The sequence below is a fragment of the Oceanobacillus sp. FSL W8-0428 genome, assembly GCF_038004405.1.
GTDB lineage: Bacteria > Bacillota > Bacilli > Bacillales > Amphibacillaceae > Oceanobacillus > Oceanobacillus sojae.
Map to the genome: position 1 here is coordinate 724,984 of NZ_JBBORB010000001.1, position 17,419 is coordinate 742,402.

Sequence of the window (17,419 nt, forward strand, 5' to 3'; positions counted from 1 at the left end):
TGTATGATGGTTCGTTTAAAATTGGATGAACCGCGTCCTTTGAACCCGTCATCCTTACAATACGTGAAACAGGATTATTCTATACATTTTTTGGGTACAAAGAATAAAATAAAGTTTCTTACAATATTATTATATAAAAAATTCTGCTGTCACGTAAATAATTTTGGCGCTAATTTTAGCTGCTATATTTTATGTTCCCGTTTCATACTATAAATAATCATTATCTGATCATCTACCATTGAATAAATTTACGTTTAATTGTATAATCATACAGTCGCATTTTTTAGTATTATTTAGGAGGAAAATAAATGACGTCCTATTCCTTTAGCAATATTGTCAAATTTATTATCCCGTCTTTATTAGGGTTGTTCCTTTTCTTATATCCCTTACCAACAGAAGAAGGCTTCACAATTCCCATTGCCTATTTAGCAGGCATGCTGGAGGGAGCTATCGAAAATTATTTATCACTTATTATGATGATTGTTATTATATTGACTGCCATCTTCACCATCTCGGCAAGACTTGGCGGTAAATCATCTTTTAAAAGGTTCCCTTTTCTACAACAGTTATTCTATACAACCTGGTTTTGGACAATTACGCGTTTTCTGGCTGCTGTATTTGCAGTGATGGTTTATTTCCAAATTGGACCGGAATTTGTTTATAACGAAGATACAGGCGGTATGCTTTTAGACAGTTTATTGCATACATTATTTGTCACCTTTCTGTTTGCAGGTCTCTTTTTACCTTTTTTAACCAACTTTGGCTTGCTGGAGTTTTTCGGGGGAATCATGAGAAATGTCATGCGGCCTCTATTTCGATTGCCGGGCAGAGCTTCTGTTGACAGCTTAGCTTCCTGGGTTGGAGATGCTACAATTGGTGTATTGCTGACAAATAAGCAATATGAAGAAGGCTATTATACAAAACGGGAAGCTGCTATCATTAGTACAACCTTCTCTGTTGTTTCTATTACATTCACATTAGTCATTCTACAGCAGGTTGGTCTGGAGCACATGTTTTTACCTTTTTACCTGACTATCCTTATCGCAGGGGGAATTGCTGCTTTCATTATGCCGCGAATTCCACCACTTTCTAGAATGGCAAATACCTATATCGATGGAAAAGAAAGAACCGATGATGAAAAAATCCCTGAATCTGAGACTGCAGTTACTTTTGGCTTCAAAAATGCTTTAAAACGAGCAGAGAAAGAAACGAGCCTCCGTACTTTTTTTGTAGATGGCGGAAAAAATATTTTAGATATGTGGTTCGGTGTTACACCTGTTGTAATGGCTTTTGGAACAATCGCAGTAATGATTGCAGAATACACCCCTTTATTCCAATGGCTCGGAATGCCGTTTGTTCCTATTTTAGAGCTGATGCAGATTCCATTTGCCCACGAAGCATCTGAAACACTGCTAATCGGTTTTGCAGATATGTTCCTGCCGGCAATTTTAATTACTGGTGTAGAAGCGGAAATTACACGGTTTATTATTGCTGCTTTATCTGTTACACAGCTGATTTTCATGTCAGAAGTCGGAGGACTTATCCTGGGAACTAAAATCCCGGTATCCTTCCGTCACCTTGCTATTATCTTTTTGATTCGTACAGCGATTACGCTGCCGATTATCACTGTCATTGCTCATATATTATTTTAAATAAAATAAAAACAGCGGAGCTCCTCTCAGGGGAACTCCGCTGTTTTTATTACCATATATATATTTTACGAAGATGTCTCTTTATGCTGGCGTTTAAATAACGATTGGACTTTTGCTAAACGTCCTTCAATTAACGGCTGTGATACCGTTAGAATAGGTTTACTGGACAGTACAATCACAATCAATGCAGATAAACCTGCAATCCCGACAACATCAAACCAGTGATTTACAGTTAATAAATCAAATTGACGTAAGAACTGGACAATGAAACCATGAAGTAAATAGACATATAACGTTCTTGTACCGAGTTTTGTTACCCAGCCCAGGTTTCTTTTAGGAACCCAAGCCAATATACTGATTGTCATCACTGCTGCAATCGCATAAACAAATAATCGGAGTATACCGCCATAACTGTCTGCACCTAAATTACTGTAAGATTGTGATGCAAGCAGCCAGCCGGTGTCTATTGCCGGAAGTGTATAGACTATTACAAACAGGACTGCCATTACGGCAACAGATGCTACCTTCACTTGCCGTTTTTTCACCATCATCATCTGATCTACTGTCAGCCAGTAGCCAATTAAAAAGAATGGGAAAAACACAAATGTTCTTGATAAGCTGAATGAATGGCCAATTTCTCCAAAATAGCCGACAATAACTCCTATGAATATAGATAGAGCAATACTCCACCCTGCCGGAATTTTTTTGAACAGCACAAGCAGGATATGCCAGCTGAACAAACTGAACAGAAACCACAGCGACCATTGAGGGTAGAAAACCCCTGTCTGCCAATCTGCTTTTCCTATTAAGAAATAATAAATTGTATATAACGTCTGAAAGATTAAATATGGAATAATTAACTTCTTCATTAAATTCCATATATATTTTTTGTTTCCTGACCCTTTCGCAAAGAACCCGGCCAATAAAATAAATGCCGGCATATGGAAAGTGTATATCCATATATAAATTGCTTCCGTCGACTTCGAATCCCCAACAAAGGGTTGAATCATATGACCAAAAACAACAAGGAAAATTAAAATCACTTTCGCATTATCAAAAAATGCATTTCGCTCCATAACTCATCCCTCTATTTCGTACACATTTAAAGTTGCATATTCTACTTTACCCACTTGTACTAAAAAAATCTCCTAAAAAACAGAAATTTTATCGTTTTGTAATGGTTTTGTTAGGGACTCGAAAAAATGTAATACAATTTAATCGACTTGTTAAATATCTATATCGAGGCAATACTTTTGGCATCAATAAAGCCATGTGAAACCAATTCGATCTTTGGATTTCCTTGTTCTTATGACTGTCGTTCAACATTATTCTCCTATTCGAACAACTGGTTCCAACCCTAATTCAACATTCCCTCTAATAGCTTTCGAAATCATACATGTCTTTTCCGCTTTCTCAACAAGTTTTTCAGTTAAGCGGATTTGTTTATCTGGTGTCCCCTGTTTCAATGTCACATGAGGCCGGTGGATGATTTTTTCGTATGTGAAAATACCATCTGTTACATCTACAATTCCTTCTGAAGTCATACTCATCCCGGCAATTGGAAGCTCTGCCCGTTCAAACATGGCTCCCAGAGAAATGATATAGCATGTTGCAGCCGCTCCAAGCAGCATTTCATCTGGATTTGTACCAATTCCAGGTCCGTCCATTTCTGGAGGGATGGATATTTTGGTTTGAAGATTCCCTGCGCTTATATAACCCTCACTGTTGCGTCCACCGGGCCATTCTGCTTTCAAATGAAAATGGTGCAATGTCATTATAATCTCTCCTCACTTTATTCCTCTTTCTCATTATTATGGCGTATAGCAATTTTTTTTACAAAAAATACAAGTTTCAAGTTTCAAATGAAAAACCGCACTGACCATTTTACAGGTCAGCACGGCTCTTTAAACAAACAACATAAGCATTTGTAATTCCCAAAACTGTTTACAGAAGGAATGCCCTAATTTGTTTCGGAAAGCAATCATTACATTCCTGATTAATACGTCAGGAGTTAATCTTAACTTGATTGTTCTTTATTTCTCTTCAATTTCGGACTAGATGCAAACCACCCGGCAACTGCAATTCCTACAAGAACGATATAGAAGGAAGCCTTCCATATTGTTGAATGCGGGAAGTGCTCTGGAAGGACTGCTAAATCCGGATTTGCTAATACGATAACAGATAATTTCACTCCGACCCAGCCTACAATAAGAAATGCGGCTATTTCTAATGTCGGGCGTTTATGCAGGAGTCCTACAAATATATTGGCAGCGAACCGCATAATAATTAAACCAATCATACCACCGGCAAATACCACAGCAAACTGACCTGTATCTAAACTCCCGATATGGCCAAAACCTGTTGGCGGCAAAGCTACTGCTAAGGCAACAGCTGCTAAAATGGAATCTACAGCAAAGGCTAAATCTGCGAATTCCACTTTCAAAACAGTCATCCAGAATTCCTTTTTAGATACCTGCCCGGTCTCTGGATCTACAGCATCAGCTTTATCCTTCTCCGGCGTCTCCGATTTGTCCGGTTCCTTCTTCTTAAACCTGTCATATAAGTTCTTTCCTGATATAAATAAAAGATACGCGGCTCCTAATGCCTGTACGAGCCAGAAATCGACCAGGAATGAAATAACAAATAAGGATGCAAAACGCATTATAAATGCTCCTGCTAGTCCATAAAATAATGCTTTCTTCCTCTGTTCTTCCGGCAGATGTCTTACCATGATTGCTAATACAAGTGCATTATCTGCTGCTAATAAGCCTTCTAACGCAACTAGCACCAGCAATACCCATAAATACTCGAGCAGTAATTCTGTTCCCATGATGTATTCTCCTTTTCTACATGTATTTTGCAGAAAAGGTCATAAAAATAGACCTTTACCTGCAATCGGTAAAGGTCTCGCTAACAACTTTTCTGGTTGCCACATAAAGCCGGGGATAATTATCCCGTAATGACGACTTTACGTGTACAGCTACTCCCCTTTAGGAATAAATGTTCACTAATAATTTTATGATGACGTTTGATGACTTCTGCAAATTTTTGCATGTCCTTTTCGCCATTTATTAAGTATACCTTATTAAAACCTTTTTTATGACCTTTGTCAATATCTTTTACAATCACTTCATATTTATTACTTGAAAATATATGTAAAAGCTACATCAACCGGCTTTTAGAGGTCTTCTGAAATCTCCTGCAGATGTTTATGGCTTTCTTAATTCGGTTAATGTAAAATAAAGTATAGCATAACATAGAAAGAAAGTAGTGTGATTCAATGACGCAGAAACGCTGGTTTCAATTTTTTATCTTTTTCATCTGTTTATTTACATTAATTTTTCTAATCTCCATAACTCATTTTATCTTTACACCTGTTTTGCAGTTAGTTGGCGCTGTAGCTCTTCCAATTATCGGTGCAGGTATTCTTTATTATTTAACCAGACCGCTGATGAATCTGCTCGTCAAATATAAAGTACCGCGAATATTATCCATTATTATTGTATTCCTGGTTATCATCGGGGCAATTACGCTGTTTATCGTATTTATCTGGCCGATCGCCCGTGATCAGTTTGACCGTTTAATGGACAGTATTCCCGGAATGGTTCAGATGGTGGAAGGATGGATTAATTATTGGCAGGATAATATTGCTTTAGTTCCTGATCAGGTAATTGATGCCATTAATAATTTCGCCAATGATATTCCTGGACATATTGAGAGTGTATTGAATAATGTTTTTGGATTTCTGGGAAGCTTTATCGGTCAGCTGGTTAGCATAATTGCCGGAATTGTCCTTGTTCCATTCTTCCTCTTCTTTATGTTAAAGGATGGAGAAAAGCTTGTTCCTTTCATTCTGCAATTTTTCAGCAAGAAAAAAGCAGAGAACCTGCATGATTTATTAAAAAAAATTGATAATGTGTTGTCTGCCTTTATCCAGGGACAGCTTTTAGTCAGTTTTGCAGTAGGTGTCTTATTGCTGATTGGTTACTTGATTATCGGTTTAGAGTATGCTGTTGTACTCGCATTATTCGGTATGATGATGAACGTAATCCCGTTCCTGGGACCTTATATTGCAGTTGCTCCTGCCTTATTGGTCGGAGGCTTTCAAGACCCGATTAACTTATTCTGGATAGCTATTATTATGTTTGTTGCCCAGCAAATTGAAAGTACATTTATTTCGCCAAATGTAATGGGACAGGTGCTTAATCTGCATCCGTTGACCGTTATTACAGTCATTCTTGCAGCCGGAAGTATTGCCGGATTCCTGGGAATTTTATTCGCTATTCCTGTATATGCAGTAATCCGTACCATTGTCATTCACTTTTATCAAACCTTTGTGAATTCCAGAAAGAATAAAGACGATGCATTAATTTAGGATAGGAGGGGTTTTCTTGACAACAAAAGCCAAGCTGGAACAACAACTAGATGAATTAAAATCGGATTATGTCCGTATTCAAGGGGATTTAGATAAGCTCGAGTTTGTTAAAGGACGTGTCTCCTCTGCCGAAGAGCAATTAATACGTATAGAGGGAGAAATTGCGGCGGTGAGAAAAGAACTGGAGCGATTTAACTGATAATAAAAGAAGCTGACTCATTCATGACGAGTCAGCTTCTTTTATTATCTTCATCTTAGCTTTGAGCGGGTTGTCTCTCTGATTCTTTTCCTTTGGTTAAGCTGACAATCTTATCTCCGGTTGCAGGTAAGGTACGCATTTCTTCAGAGAAAAATTTCAACTGTCCGGAAGGCTTAATTAAGAACAGATAGACTGTCTCCGGATCCTTCGTCTGTTTATAATTTTCAAACGTGAATTTATCAGTAAGTGTTGTTTGCCGGACAGTGAATCCATTCTCCACCTTGTCAATTAAATCGTCCAGGGAGAATTTCTTATCAAATAAAATACGGCCGCCAACCTGTGATACAACACCTGTAGAATATCCATTATCCTTAAAAGCTGTGTATGGACTGACTTTAAACACATTTGTTCTTCCATATTCAGGAAGAAATGTTGTGCAGAGAAGCGAATTATATGATTTATCATGGGTTAACGTTAATAAATATTCATATGGAATCGTATCCAGGTGATGCTCCGTCTGCTCAGACAGCATACTTCCATGATAGCTTTCCAAGCCTTCTTTTCTTGCCAAGGAAAGGTTTTCCCATGATGAATCGACAAGAATAGAAGGATAATTTGCCTCTTTTAATGATTTAGCTAATTGAACAGTAAATGGATTACTGCCGACAATTAACGCTCCTGGATTGCCCTTATTAGACAGATTCAGCTTTTTAGAAAGCCAGCCGATAGAAAAACCATGCGCTATTACAGTGAAAATAACAAGAGCAAAGGTCAATGCTGTCAGGATAGAAGCATCTTCATAACCAGCATCTGTTAATACACCAGCAAAGTAACCAGAAACTGTTAATGCCACAATTCCACGCGGTGCAATCCAGCCAATCAACACTTTTTCATTTAAGCTGAGACCTGTTCCAATCGTCGACAGGAAAATAGACAGCGGACGGACTGCAAACATCATCAATAATACATAGCCGATAATGTGCGGATTAAAAATCTGTATAATTGTTGCCACATCAAGAGATGCTGTCAGCATAACAAAAATAGTTGAAATCAAAAGTACAGAAATATTCTCCTTGAAATGACGCATATCTGATACAGAACGAATTCCCATGTTTGCTAAGGTAATCCCCATCGCTGTCACAGATAAGAGCCCTGTTTCATGCATAATAACATCTGCTATTGTAAAACAGAACAGGACAACAACGACAACAGTCGGCGATTTTAGGAATTCAGGTACATGTCCCATCTCGAACATCCAGCCGAGTCCCCGTCCCAATATCCAGCCAAGGAAGATAGCAAAAAGAGAGCCTGCAAAGAAAAAAATAATCTGGCTTGCTTCCGGGTTAGATGCTGTCATAAAAGTAATAATTTCAAAAGCAAAAACAGCAAGTAAGGCTCCGATCGGATCAACAATAATTCCTTCCCATTTCAAAATCTTCGCAGGACGCGCTTTTAGCTTTGCCTGGCGTAAAAGCGGCATAATTACTGTTGGCCCTGTCACTACAAATAAACCGCCAATAACAAAGGCAACTGCCCAGGATAGACCGGCAATATAATGAGCTGTTAATGACCCTAAAATCCAGGCAATGAATGCACCTACTGTAGATATCCGAAAAATAGGCCTTCCTACTCCACGCAGCTCTTGAAAGCTTAAATTTAAGCTTCCTTCAAATAATATAATTGCTACAGCTACAGAGATCAGCGGACTATACAGGTCTCCAAAATCCTGTTCCGGGTTAATAAATCCAAAAACAGGTCCAATCATCAGTCCTGTAGCCGCCATTACAACAATAGCCGGCATACGAAAACGCCATGCAACCCATTGGGAAGCAACGCCTAATATACAAATTAACATTAGTTCAAATAGCAAAGAAGGAACCATACATTCCCCTCCTTTTCAAAAAAGTATAGCGTATTTCTCACGCTCTAACAGGCTTCATGAATTTTTGGGTTTAGTCACTGCCCCAAGTCCTTCAATGAAAGAATAAGAAAAACCAAGAAAATCACTTAGTCTTTAAAATACTGGTGTTCTTGCCAAGGAAATGTCCGCTGCGACGGTTTTCGATGGGACGAGTAACCGCAGTCCCAGTCCCAGAAGAAATACACGAAGACTCCTGTGGGAATGTGCAGAACAGAATAGGAAGTTCGGTTAAGTTCGCGACGTCGTGGGGACTAAGATTACTCACCCCATGAAAACTGTTGGAGCGGCTATCCTCAACATTTTATACTTTCTTACTCTTGAACAAAGAAATCTCACGTAAGGAAGTTTTATTTTATAGATGAAATAAGAAAAAGTAAATTCATATGAAGTTATATGCAGAAAAATTTACATTCCCCTTAGCAATCGTTGTGTTTTGACAGTGTTTTCAACTGTTATTTACGATTTTTCAATACTTTACTTTCCAATTAAAACGTTCTAGGATAGAAGATAGAAAATTATTAAATGAAATATTTATTCCTCTCTTATTTTTTTATATGCAACTAATAAGAAAGGTTAAATAACAATGTCTAAATCATAAATGATGTATTCTTATTTTATAAAATGAAAAATGTATTTAATCATTCAAATTATATGGGACAGTTAATCATTCATATTACATAACCCTGAAATGAAATTTCCGCTATTCTTCTGCGCATTACATTTTTTAATGGGGAGAGTAATCTCAATCCCAATTCAACCTCTAAAAGGGAGATTTATCTATGGAAAAGCATCTAAATATTTTACAGAATTACTTCGGCTATACCAGTTTCCGTCCTGGACAGGCTGAGGTTATTAACAATATCGATCAAGGTAAAAATACCCTTGCAGTAATGCCAACCGGCGGCGGAAAATCACTCTGTTACCAAGTACCTGGACTCGCTATGAATGGTACAGCAATTATTATTTCACCGCTTATTTCATTGATGAAGGACCAAGTAGATGGTTTGCATGCACTTGGCGTCGCAGCTACTTATATTAACAGCTCTATTTCTTCAGCTGAACAGCGCCAGCGCTTAATTGCGATGCAGCAAAATCGTTATCAATTTGTTTATGTTGCTCCCGAACGGTTTGAATCTGGTTCTTTTATTCATGCACTGCAGCAAACCAATCTTTCATTAATTGCTTTTGATGAGGCACATTGTATTTCCCAATGGGGGCATGATTTTCGTCCAAGCTACCGCTCTATCGTCCCTATTCTTCAGCAGATTGGCGGCAATCCAATTATTATGGGGCTCACTGCAACAGCAACACCTGAAGTTATTGAAGATATTCAGTCTCTTTTACATATATCCCCTGCAAATACAGTGCACACTGGTTTTGAGAGAAAGAACCTCTCCTTTTTTATCGAAAAAGGAGTAAACAAAATAGACTACATTCTTTCCTACTTAAAAAAGCATCAGGAAGAAGTAGGAATTATCTATGCAGCTACGAGAAAGCAGGTTGAATATGTCTATGATGTCCTAAACGAGAAAGGCTATGCCGTTTCCAAATATCATGGCGGGTTATCCGAACAGGAAAGACAGGATGCACAAACAGCTTTTATTTTTGATCAGACAGAATTAATGGTTGCCACCACTGCATTCGGAATGGGAATCGATAAGTCAAATGTTCGTTTTATTATCCATTATGCTATCCCGATGAACATGGAATCCTACTATCAGGAAGCAGGAAGAGCCGGACGGGACGGCGAGCCAAGTAATTGTGTTTTATTATTCTCCCCTCAGGATATTCATACGCAAAAGTTCTTAATTGAAAAATCAGAGATGGAAGAAGAAGGCATGCAGCGTGAATATCAAAAATTGAATAAAATGGTTAATTATTGCCGTACACAGAGCTGCTTAAACAGCTATATCCTCAACTATTTCCAGTTGGGCTCTGCCACTGCATCCTGCGGGCGCTGCAGCAATTGTTTACAGCAAGGGGAATTAGAGGACATTACGGAGGAGGCACAAATGATTTTATCCTGTGTCAAACGTATGCGCGAACGTTTTGGTGTTGGTTTGACAGCCAAAGTCTTAAAAGGCTCGAAGGATAAGAAATTGATTCAATTTGGTTTAACAAAATTAACTACTTATGGCATCCTATCGAAATATACGGAGAAGGAAATTACAGAAAGAATTCACTTCTTACTTGCTGAAGAATGTTTAGCAGCAGAGGAAGGACAGTTTCCTATCTTAAAATTAAATCAAAAATCAATGGATATCCTTACCGGTAAAGAAAATGTCACGATGTTCATTCAAGATGTTCCAACTGTTGAAAAAGCAGATTATAATACAGATCTATTTGAAGCACTGCGTCAGCTTAGAAGGTCAATGTCGCAAGAGCTGGAGCTGCCTCCTTATGTTTTATTTTCAGATATGACGTTAAAGGAAATGGCCCGGTATCTTCCCGAAGATAAGGATGAATTCTTACGATTAAAAGGTGTCGGTCAAAAGAAATATGAATTATACGGAGAAGCTTTTCTGGAAGCTATTGCAGATTGGAAAGAAGAAAATCCCGATTACAAGGCTCCGACAGCCATTCATTATCAAAAAGCAGGGAAAGCAAAAGAGTTGGATGACCGGCCTTCTTATCAAATATCCTATGAACTGTTGCAGAAAGGAAAAACAATTCGGGAAATTGCAGCTATCCGTGATTTGAAGGAACAAACAATAGAAGCCCATATTTTTCAAGCTTCTCAAAAAGGCTTTAACCTCAATTGGAGCCTATTCTTTAACAATAAGGAAGAGGAAGAGGTTTTATCCACGCATGAGGATATAGATGCTGCTGGATTAAAAGACTTAAAAGAAGCTTTGCCAGAGGAATACACCTACAGAAAAATTAAAGCTGTGCTTGTAAAAAATGATAAATTCGTGGTAAGAGAAGGATCTTAACGGGCCTTAACTTTCAGGAGATACGCTTAGCTTATATAACAAAACGGCAATAAGACGAATCATCTTATTGCCGTTTTGTTTACTTTTTTACTTAATATCCAATGCCCATGTTCCATTACGGAATACCGGCTCTGATTTGCCATCTGCTGTAATACCGTCAATGTCCATTTTATCAGATCCAATCATAAAATCGACATGAACAAGACTGTCATTTACTCCATGCTTGTCCAGCTCTTCTAAATCCATAGCAGCTCCGCCCTTCAGATTCGTCGGATAAGCTTTACCCAATGCAATATGACAGGATGCATTTTCATCAAATAGTGTGTTGTAGAAAATAAGCCCGGACTGTGATACCGGCGATTCGTCTGGTACCAAGGCAATTTCGCCAAGACGGCGGGCACCTTCATCAGATTCCAGTAAATGCTTCAAGACTTCTTCCCCCTGCTCTGCCTGGAAATCAACTACTTTTCCATCCTTAAAGGTTAAAGAGAAGTTATCAATTAAGCTTCCACCATAGTTTAACGGCTTGGTACTTGATACTGTCCCATTGATACCATATTTATGCGGTACAGAGAAAACCTCTTCTGTCGGCATATTCGGGTTAAAGGTAACGCCTGTTTCTGCCTCAGCAGATCCGCCCTTCCATATATGCCCCTCCGGCAATTCCATTTCTAAGTCTGTACCAGGTGCTTTAAAAATTAATTTCTTATAGTTTTTCTTATTTAACACTTCTCTGGCTGTTCTCAATGTTTCATTATGTTTATCCCATGCTGCAACAGGATCATCCTGATCAACACGGACAATCTTCAAAATAGCTTCCCATAGACTGGAAACAGCTTCATCTTCTGATTTATCAGGGAAGATTTTTTTCGCCCAATCCTTTGAAGGGATAGAAATAATGGTCCAGGGAATGCGGTCATTCATCGTATATTTGCGGAAATTGACCATCGCTTCTGCAGCTGCTTTATTTGCTTTTGCTACGCGGGACGGGTCAATATCTTTTAATAAATCCGGATTTGTAGAACGAATGTTTACAACTGCTGCTCCGTCCTCTGCAAATGTATCATGCAGTTTCACTTTCCATTCCGGATAATCTGCGATTACTTCATCTGGTGCATTCTCGTATTTTAACAGAGTAAGCTCATCGTCAACCCAATTAATATGGACATCCTTCGCACCCATTTCATATGCTTTACGTGCTACAATCCGTGTAAATGCTGCCCCTTCAATCGGCGCATTAATCATGACTGCCTGCCCTTTTTGCAGGTTAACACCCTTTTTCAATGTTAATTCTGCGTACTTTTCCTGTACCTGTACTTGAACCATAAATATATACCTCCATATGCCCAATTTTAATTTCCCTTTTATTATTCCATATTCCCTTAAATTTTTCCAAAAATATTTCCTTTTAAAGGCCTCTTTTATCCCCATCATTGCAGCTTTCATTTACTAGTACTCCCATTTATGATACCCTATATTAAGATTACTTTTCGTAACTAATGTATATACACATTTTAGGTACGAAAGGTTCTATGGAGGTGGAAAAATGAACCAATTATGTCCACGTTTTGAAAAAGCAATGGTCTTATTGAGCACCCGTTGGGTCGGGCTCATTTTATTTGAATTATTAAAAGGGGCAAAACGTTTCTCAGAGATGGAAGCAGATCTCCCTATCAGCGGCCGCTTACTTTCAGATCGTTTAAAATTACTGGAAAAAGAAGGTATTGTAGAGCGGAATATATATTCGGAATTTCCAGTTCGTATTGAATATACATTATCAGAAAAAGGAAAAGCGCTAGAGCCTGTGATTAAGGATATTCAGCGCTGGGCGGAAGAATATATTTCCGCTGAAGAGATAGCGAGTAAAGAGGAAGAGTAATCCTTTTGTCATACAAAGACAGATGTCTCTTATATTATTAAAATCCAAATATACTGTAGATCCTTCACATATCTTTTAAATGAAAATAAGACACAGATAGAATTTGGTATCACTGATATATTTGGATTTTCTTAAATCTTTTCGAAGCTTCCTCCATTTGTAGTATGATGGAAGCAACCTGAAAACAAGGAGTGCAAATGCATGCGGGAACAGCCTAATATAAAAATTGCCACAGATGCTATTAAAGCATGGCAGCTCACAGCACACATCTATACCCTTATCTTTTTATTAATCACAATCGGAGCTATCGCCGTTTATATTATTTTCGATTTTCTGCCAATCTGGATTATTTTTATCATAGCTGGGCTTACTATTGTGGAATGGATTATTACAGCATGGATTATCCCCAAGCTGAGATGGCGCAGATGGCGTTATCAGGTTTATGATCAGGAAATATACATACAGCATGGGATACTCATTGTAACCCGAACTATTGTACCCATGATTCGTGTCCAGCATGTTGATACACAGCAAGGTCCTATCCTAAAGAAATATAAACTGGCAACTTTGGAAATATCCACTGCAGCAACTACCCATCAGATACCTGCTCTATCAGAAGAGGAAGCATCCGATTTACGTGATCAAATCTCTGAATTAGCAAGGGTGGAACAAGATGATGTCTAATCCGAAACGGCTGCATCCTGCTGCAATCCTATTTGATATTATCCGGGCCTTGAAACAATCAATTCTTGGTATTTTGCCAATTGCTATTATTGTCATCAGCAATGGCGCTTCATTTTACCTGATGATTGGTGCAGCGGTTATTATTGTATTAATTATTTTATCCAGTGTTTTATCATGGCTTCGTTTCACCTATCAATTAGAGGAAGACCAATTACGTATCGAGCGGGGCATTATCGTCCGTAAAAAGCGTACTATATCCAAGCATCGTATTCAGTCTATCGATTTATCACAGAATGTTATTCATCGAATCTTCGGTTTAACAAAGGTCGCTATTGAAACAGCTGGTAATGATTCGTCTACAGATGCTGCATTATCCGCTGTCAGTATGGAAGAGGGACGCAGGCTTCATGATGAGTTAAAATATAAAAAACAAGTTTCAGAGGCAGGATCTCCAGAAGTACCAGAAGAAGCTGATATAGAACGGACAGAACTCGATGAGTCCAGCCTTCTTAAGAGAACCATTGCGCTTAAAGCGCTTATTATTACCGGTTCCACTTCAGCAAGCTTTGGAATTTTAATTGGATTATTCGGTGCCGCCTTCTCTCAGGTGGAAGCATTAATCCCTGATCAGTTTTATAATGATGCCGTGCGCCTGGCTCTGTCACTTGGCATGCAAATTATGATTATTTTTGCAATCATCGTTATTTTATTTTTATGGATATTGAGCATTCTCTATACGGTGATTAAGGATTGGAATTTCACCATTACACGTTATGAAAAAGAATTGTTTATTACACGGGGCTTATTAGAAAAGAAACAAACAACTATTCCGCTGAAACGAATACAAGCTGTCGGAATAAAAGAATCCCCTATTCACCAATTATTTGGTTTTGCAAGAATTTATGTTGAGATTGCCAGTGCAAACACAGATAATAGTCAGGAAGTGAATACGGTTATTTTTCCGTTACTGCGTAAAAAAGAATTTACATCTTTTTTATCTGAATTTTTACCGGAGTACAATTACAGCTCGGAGAATTTGATTCATCCTCCGAAAAAAGCATTACCTTACTATTTGTGGCGCTCTATCAATATTCCATTATTAGCCGTTATTATCACAGGAATCTTCTTTTCATCCTATATTTGGATACCTGTTATTATCATGCTGGTCTTTGGAGTTATGGGCTTTGCCGTGTTTCAATCCATCGGCTATGCTATTGATGCACAACAGATAACCGTTCAGACACGTATAATTAGCAAGGATACTGCTATTATTCCGCATCGCAGAATCCAAGCTTTACAGCAAAAACAGCATCTGCTTCACCGAAAGCAGTCTCTGGCTACACTTGATATGGCTATTTTAAATAAAGGCAGTGGCCGGCATTTTGTGATCAAGGAGCTTCGTACAACGGACAGTGATTACATTGCCGACTGGTATTCCTATCAGGAGAAAACTTCCTCTGACATAAACCATTAGAAAGCAGAATGGGAGAGATATGACCCATTAATGGTACTTGGTGAGAGGTGATATAGAAAAAAGAATCTTTCATCTAATTATGGCATCATAAAAACTCTGATTAAATATAGCGTAAAAGCCATTTAATCAGAGTTTTTATATGTTTACTTTATATTGGAACTCTTTCAGTAGATGTAAGCTTTTTAGTTACCACTTCATTTGAAAGTAATCGCCCCCTAGGGTTATAAGTTTTTACTCGGATTTTATAATTTTTAGTTACTTTGTATTCCTTAAACTTTTTACTAGAGGAGCTAACCGTCTTACCACCAAATGAAATGTTAATACCTTTATACTTAAATTCAAGTTTCATAGATAGAGTTGTGCTTCTTGAAAGTGTGACTGTGCCTGTATATTTTCTTGAAATTAATGTTTGAGAAACTATGCTACTCTTATATTGATTACATGAAGCACATGCTATGCTAGGGCCTTCATTAATTTCATTTTATTGGACGCTTTCATCAATCACCTCAATTTCATAAGTATTCTGATTGCTTTCTTCAGCGGAAACGTTTGTTGAAAAGCTAATTAATAAAATAATTGAAAGTAACAAGATTGAAAGATTAAGTATTGTAATTTTATTATATATTGTATTCACCTCCTTTTGAGTAATATGTAAAATATACAAAATCCGTAATCAAATAATACCATATATAATTATATATATTAATTTTATGAACAAAAAGAACTATATACTAGTAGAATAACTTACTAAATGGAGGTATAATAGCTTCATGTTTATTTTTAATATATTGAAAGCGATGAAGCTGCTTATGGAAAAAACACAAAAGCGGAATCTTATTTTTTGTACTTCGCTATTCACTATCATTGTTTTCCTATTTATTATTTTTCAAGCTTTATTTAATTCTATTATCCTCGATTATATTGGGGATTCAGTCGTCATCGGTTTTTTCTTTATCATTATATTCTTATCATTAAAACAAAGCCGTGCTTTCTTTTCTGAGAAACTGACATTTGATTTTTTTCGAAGTATAAAAAATTATATTTATGTCTTTGTGGGTTATTTACTCGTAGTTGTTTCGTCGGGGGGCAGTTTCATATCTTCCTGTCAACAGTCAGGATTATGAGGTAGAAATCGTACAGATCACTTCTATACCGATTATCATCTTGTTTATAATAGCAACTGGTATATTTGTTCCCGTTTGGGAAGAGTTATTCATGAAAAGAGTCATTTTGGATTTTTCACGCATTTATCTTCCGTTTTGGCTGGGAATGATGATTACTTCACTAATTTTTGCTTTAATGCATAATGTTCCTCTGCCGCAGAGACTTTTTATATTTATGGTAAGTATTATCACATGCTTCGTTTATAAAAAAACAGACGCATTATATGGTCCAATTCTAATTCATATTTTATGGAATTTTACAAGTTTGGTATAAAGGATAAAATAGAAATCTAATACAAATGATAAGATAAATCCTACTATCTAGATGCAAATATATTTATCATGGAGAACTGTCCGTGAAACTTTCGCCTCATAATAAAGCGTAAAAATAAATTTATCGAAGTGTAACTGGCCAGGAATGTAACTGCGATTACTCGCTCCACTGGAAACATTTGTGCGTCAAAAACTCCCTCTGAATGAAGTTTCGTTTTATACTTCCTTATCTGCCTAAAAAACCAGTTAAAATCGACTGTTTCGATTTTAACTGGTTTTTTAATATAATATAGCCTTATTTCTCTGTCCGATAGACTGTTCCAAAAGTTTCTGCCAGCTGTTTAGACTGCTTTCTTCGCTCTGCACGGCGATTGGCACGAAGCGGAGCACTTTCATGAAGCATTTTTTCATCTTCTGTTTTTGGATAAACAGGAGGTACTTCTATTGGTTTCCCATTTTCATCGATGGCAACAAATGTCATAAAGGCCGTTGTACAAACCGTTCTCTCTCCCGTCCGGATGTCTTCTGTAATTGCCCGTATAAACACCTCCATCGAAGTATGATGTGTCCAGGTTACAAAAGCTTCAATCGAAATATATTGTCCAACTCTTACAGGTGCTAGAAAATCCACAGAATCCGTAGATGCTGTTACAACGGGATTATTTGCATGCTTTACTGCTGCAATTGCAGCAATGTCATCAAGATGCGCCATTAATTTCCCGCCAAATAAGGTTCCATATTGATTTGTATCGGGTGGTAATACATGTGTTGTTTTTAAAGCCAAAGATGCTGAACAAGGTTTTGCATTCATCTTTTATTTCCTCCTGCTGTGTTTATTTATTAATGTTTTTATTGCACTTTCGCAA

General features: G+C 37.6%; 15 protein-coding genes. 8 read left to right on the top strand and 7 right to left on the bottom strand.

Translation table 11 applies throughout. The features are described from left to right. Positions 1 to 308 precede the first annotated feature (308 nt). The gene (locus MKY30_RS03175; RefSeq protein WP_341082819.1) at positions 309 to 1,652 is read left to right on the top strand and encodes a YjiH family protein; all 1,344 of its coding nucleotides are present in this window, start codon (positions 309 to 311) and stop codon (positions 1,650 to 1,652) included. 65 nt (positions 1,653 to 1,717) lie between these two features. Here MKY30_RS03175 and MKY30_RS03180 read toward each other — a convergent pair whose 3' ends face one another. From MKY30_RS03180 to MKY30_RS03190, 3 genes are all read right to left on the bottom strand, one after another. Beyond that, positions 1,718 to 2,728, bottom strand: a complete 1,011-nt coding sequence (locus MKY30_RS03180) for an acyltransferase family protein (protein WP_147212310.1) — start codon at positions 2,726 to 2,728, stop codon at positions 1,718 to 1,720. Positions 2,729 to 2,977: 249 nt separating this feature from the next. Further along, positions 2,978 to 3,427 (bottom strand): OsmC family protein, encoded by a 450-nt coding sequence (locus MKY30_RS03185; protein WP_147212311.1) that lies wholly within the window; start codon positions 3,425 to 3,427, stop codon positions 2,978 to 2,980. Between the two features lie 242 nt (positions 3,428 to 3,669). Then, positions 3,670 to 4,482, bottom strand: coding sequence for a TerC family protein (locus MKY30_RS03190; RefSeq protein WP_339283341.1), 813 nt, complete (start codon positions 4,480 to 4,482; stop codon positions 3,670 to 3,672). 450 nt (positions 4,483 to 4,932) lie between these two features. On the opposite strand from MKY30_RS03190, the gene MKY30_RS03195 reads away from it, so the two are divergent. Both MKY30_RS03195 and MKY30_RS03200 read left to right on the top strand, forming a co-directional pair. Further along, the gene (locus MKY30_RS03195; protein WP_147212313.1) at positions 4,933 to 6,027 is read left to right on the top strand and encodes an AI-2E family transporter; all 1,095 of its coding nucleotides are present in this window, start codon (positions 4,933 to 4,935) and stop codon (positions 6,025 to 6,027) included. Positions 6,028 to 6,043: 16 nt separating this feature from the next. After that, positions 6,044 to 6,226, top strand: a complete 183-nt coding sequence (locus tag MKY30_RS03200; protein WP_147212314.1) for an SE1832 family protein — start codon at positions 6,044 to 6,046, stop codon at positions 6,224 to 6,226. A gap of 55 nt (positions 6,227 to 6,281) precedes the next feature. Here MKY30_RS03200 and MKY30_RS03205 read toward each other — a convergent pair whose 3' ends face one another. Beyond that, positions 6,282 to 8,108 (bottom strand): cation:proton antiporter, encoded by a 1,827-nt coding sequence (locus MKY30_RS03205; RefSeq protein ID WP_147212315.1) that lies wholly within the window; start codon positions 8,106 to 8,108, stop codon positions 6,282 to 6,284. Between the two features lie 818 nt (positions 8,109 to 8,926). On the opposite strand from MKY30_RS03205, the gene recQ reads away from it, so the two are divergent. Beyond that, positions 8,927 to 11,080: a DNA helicase RecQ gene (gene recQ, locus MKY30_RS03210; protein ID WP_339283344.1), complete on the top strand. Its 2,154-nt coding sequence runs from the start codon at positions 8,927 to 8,929 to the stop codon at positions 11,078 to 11,080. A gap of 87 nt (positions 11,081 to 11,167) precedes the next feature. Here the strand turns inward: recQ and MKY30_RS03215 are convergent, their stop codons facing one another. Next, the gene (locus MKY30_RS03215; RefSeq protein WP_339283345.1) at positions 11,168 to 12,406 is read right to left on the bottom strand and encodes an aminopeptidase; all 1,239 of its coding nucleotides are present in this window, start codon (positions 12,404 to 12,406) and stop codon (positions 11,168 to 11,170) included. A 220-nt stretch (positions 12,407 to 12,626) separates the two neighbouring features. Between MKY30_RS03215 and MKY30_RS03220 the strand changes: the two genes are divergently transcribed. The 3 genes from MKY30_RS03220 (at position 12,627) to MKY30_RS03230 (ending at position 15,117) form a co-directional block, all read left to right on the top strand. Then, complete coding sequence (locus MKY30_RS03220) at positions 12,627 to 12,959, top strand: winged helix-turn-helix transcriptional regulator (protein ID WP_147212318.1); 333 nt, start codon at positions 12,627 to 12,629, stop codon at positions 12,957 to 12,959. Positions 12,960 to 13,160: 201 nt separating this feature from the next. Next, positions 13,161 to 13,643 (top strand): PH domain-containing protein, encoded by a 483-nt coding sequence (locus tag MKY30_RS03225; RefSeq protein ID WP_156985180.1) that lies wholly within the window; start codon positions 13,161 to 13,163, stop codon positions 13,641 to 13,643. Continuing rightward, positions 13,636 to 15,117 carry a PH domain-containing protein gene (locus MKY30_RS03230; protein ID WP_339283348.1) on the top strand — a complete coding sequence of 494 codons (1,482 nt, stop codon included), beginning with the start codon at positions 13,636 to 13,638 and terminating at the stop codon, positions 15,115 to 15,117. The genes MKY30_RS03225 and MKY30_RS03230 overlap by 8 nt, the downstream gene beginning before the upstream one ends. A 148-nt stretch (positions 15,118 to 15,265) precedes the next feature. On the opposite strand, the gene MKY30_RS24085 is transcribed toward MKY30_RS03230, so the two are convergent. After that, positions 15,266 to 15,592 carry an LMxysn_1693 family intestinal colonization protein gene (locus MKY30_RS24085; RefSeq protein WP_371863315.1) on the bottom strand — a complete coding sequence of 109 codons (327 nt, stop codon included), beginning with the start codon at positions 15,590 to 15,592 and terminating at the stop codon, positions 15,266 to 15,268. A gap of 689 nt (positions 15,593 to 16,281) precedes the next feature. Between MKY30_RS24085 and MKY30_RS03235 the strand changes: the two genes are divergently transcribed. Continuing rightward, positions 16,282 to 16,554, top strand: a complete 273-nt coding sequence (locus MKY30_RS03235; RefSeq protein ID WP_339286333.1) for a CPBP family intramembrane glutamic endopeptidase — start codon at positions 16,282 to 16,284, stop codon at positions 16,552 to 16,554. Between the two features lie 294 nt (positions 16,555 to 16,848). Here the strand turns inward: MKY30_RS03235 and MKY30_RS03240 are convergent, their stop codons facing one another. Then, complete coding sequence (locus MKY30_RS03240) at positions 16,849 to 17,364, bottom strand: acyl-CoA thioesterase (RefSeq protein ID WP_147212322.1); 516 nt, start codon at positions 17,362 to 17,364, stop codon at positions 16,849 to 16,851. Between the last annotated feature and the right edge of the window lie 55 nt (positions 17,365 to 17,419).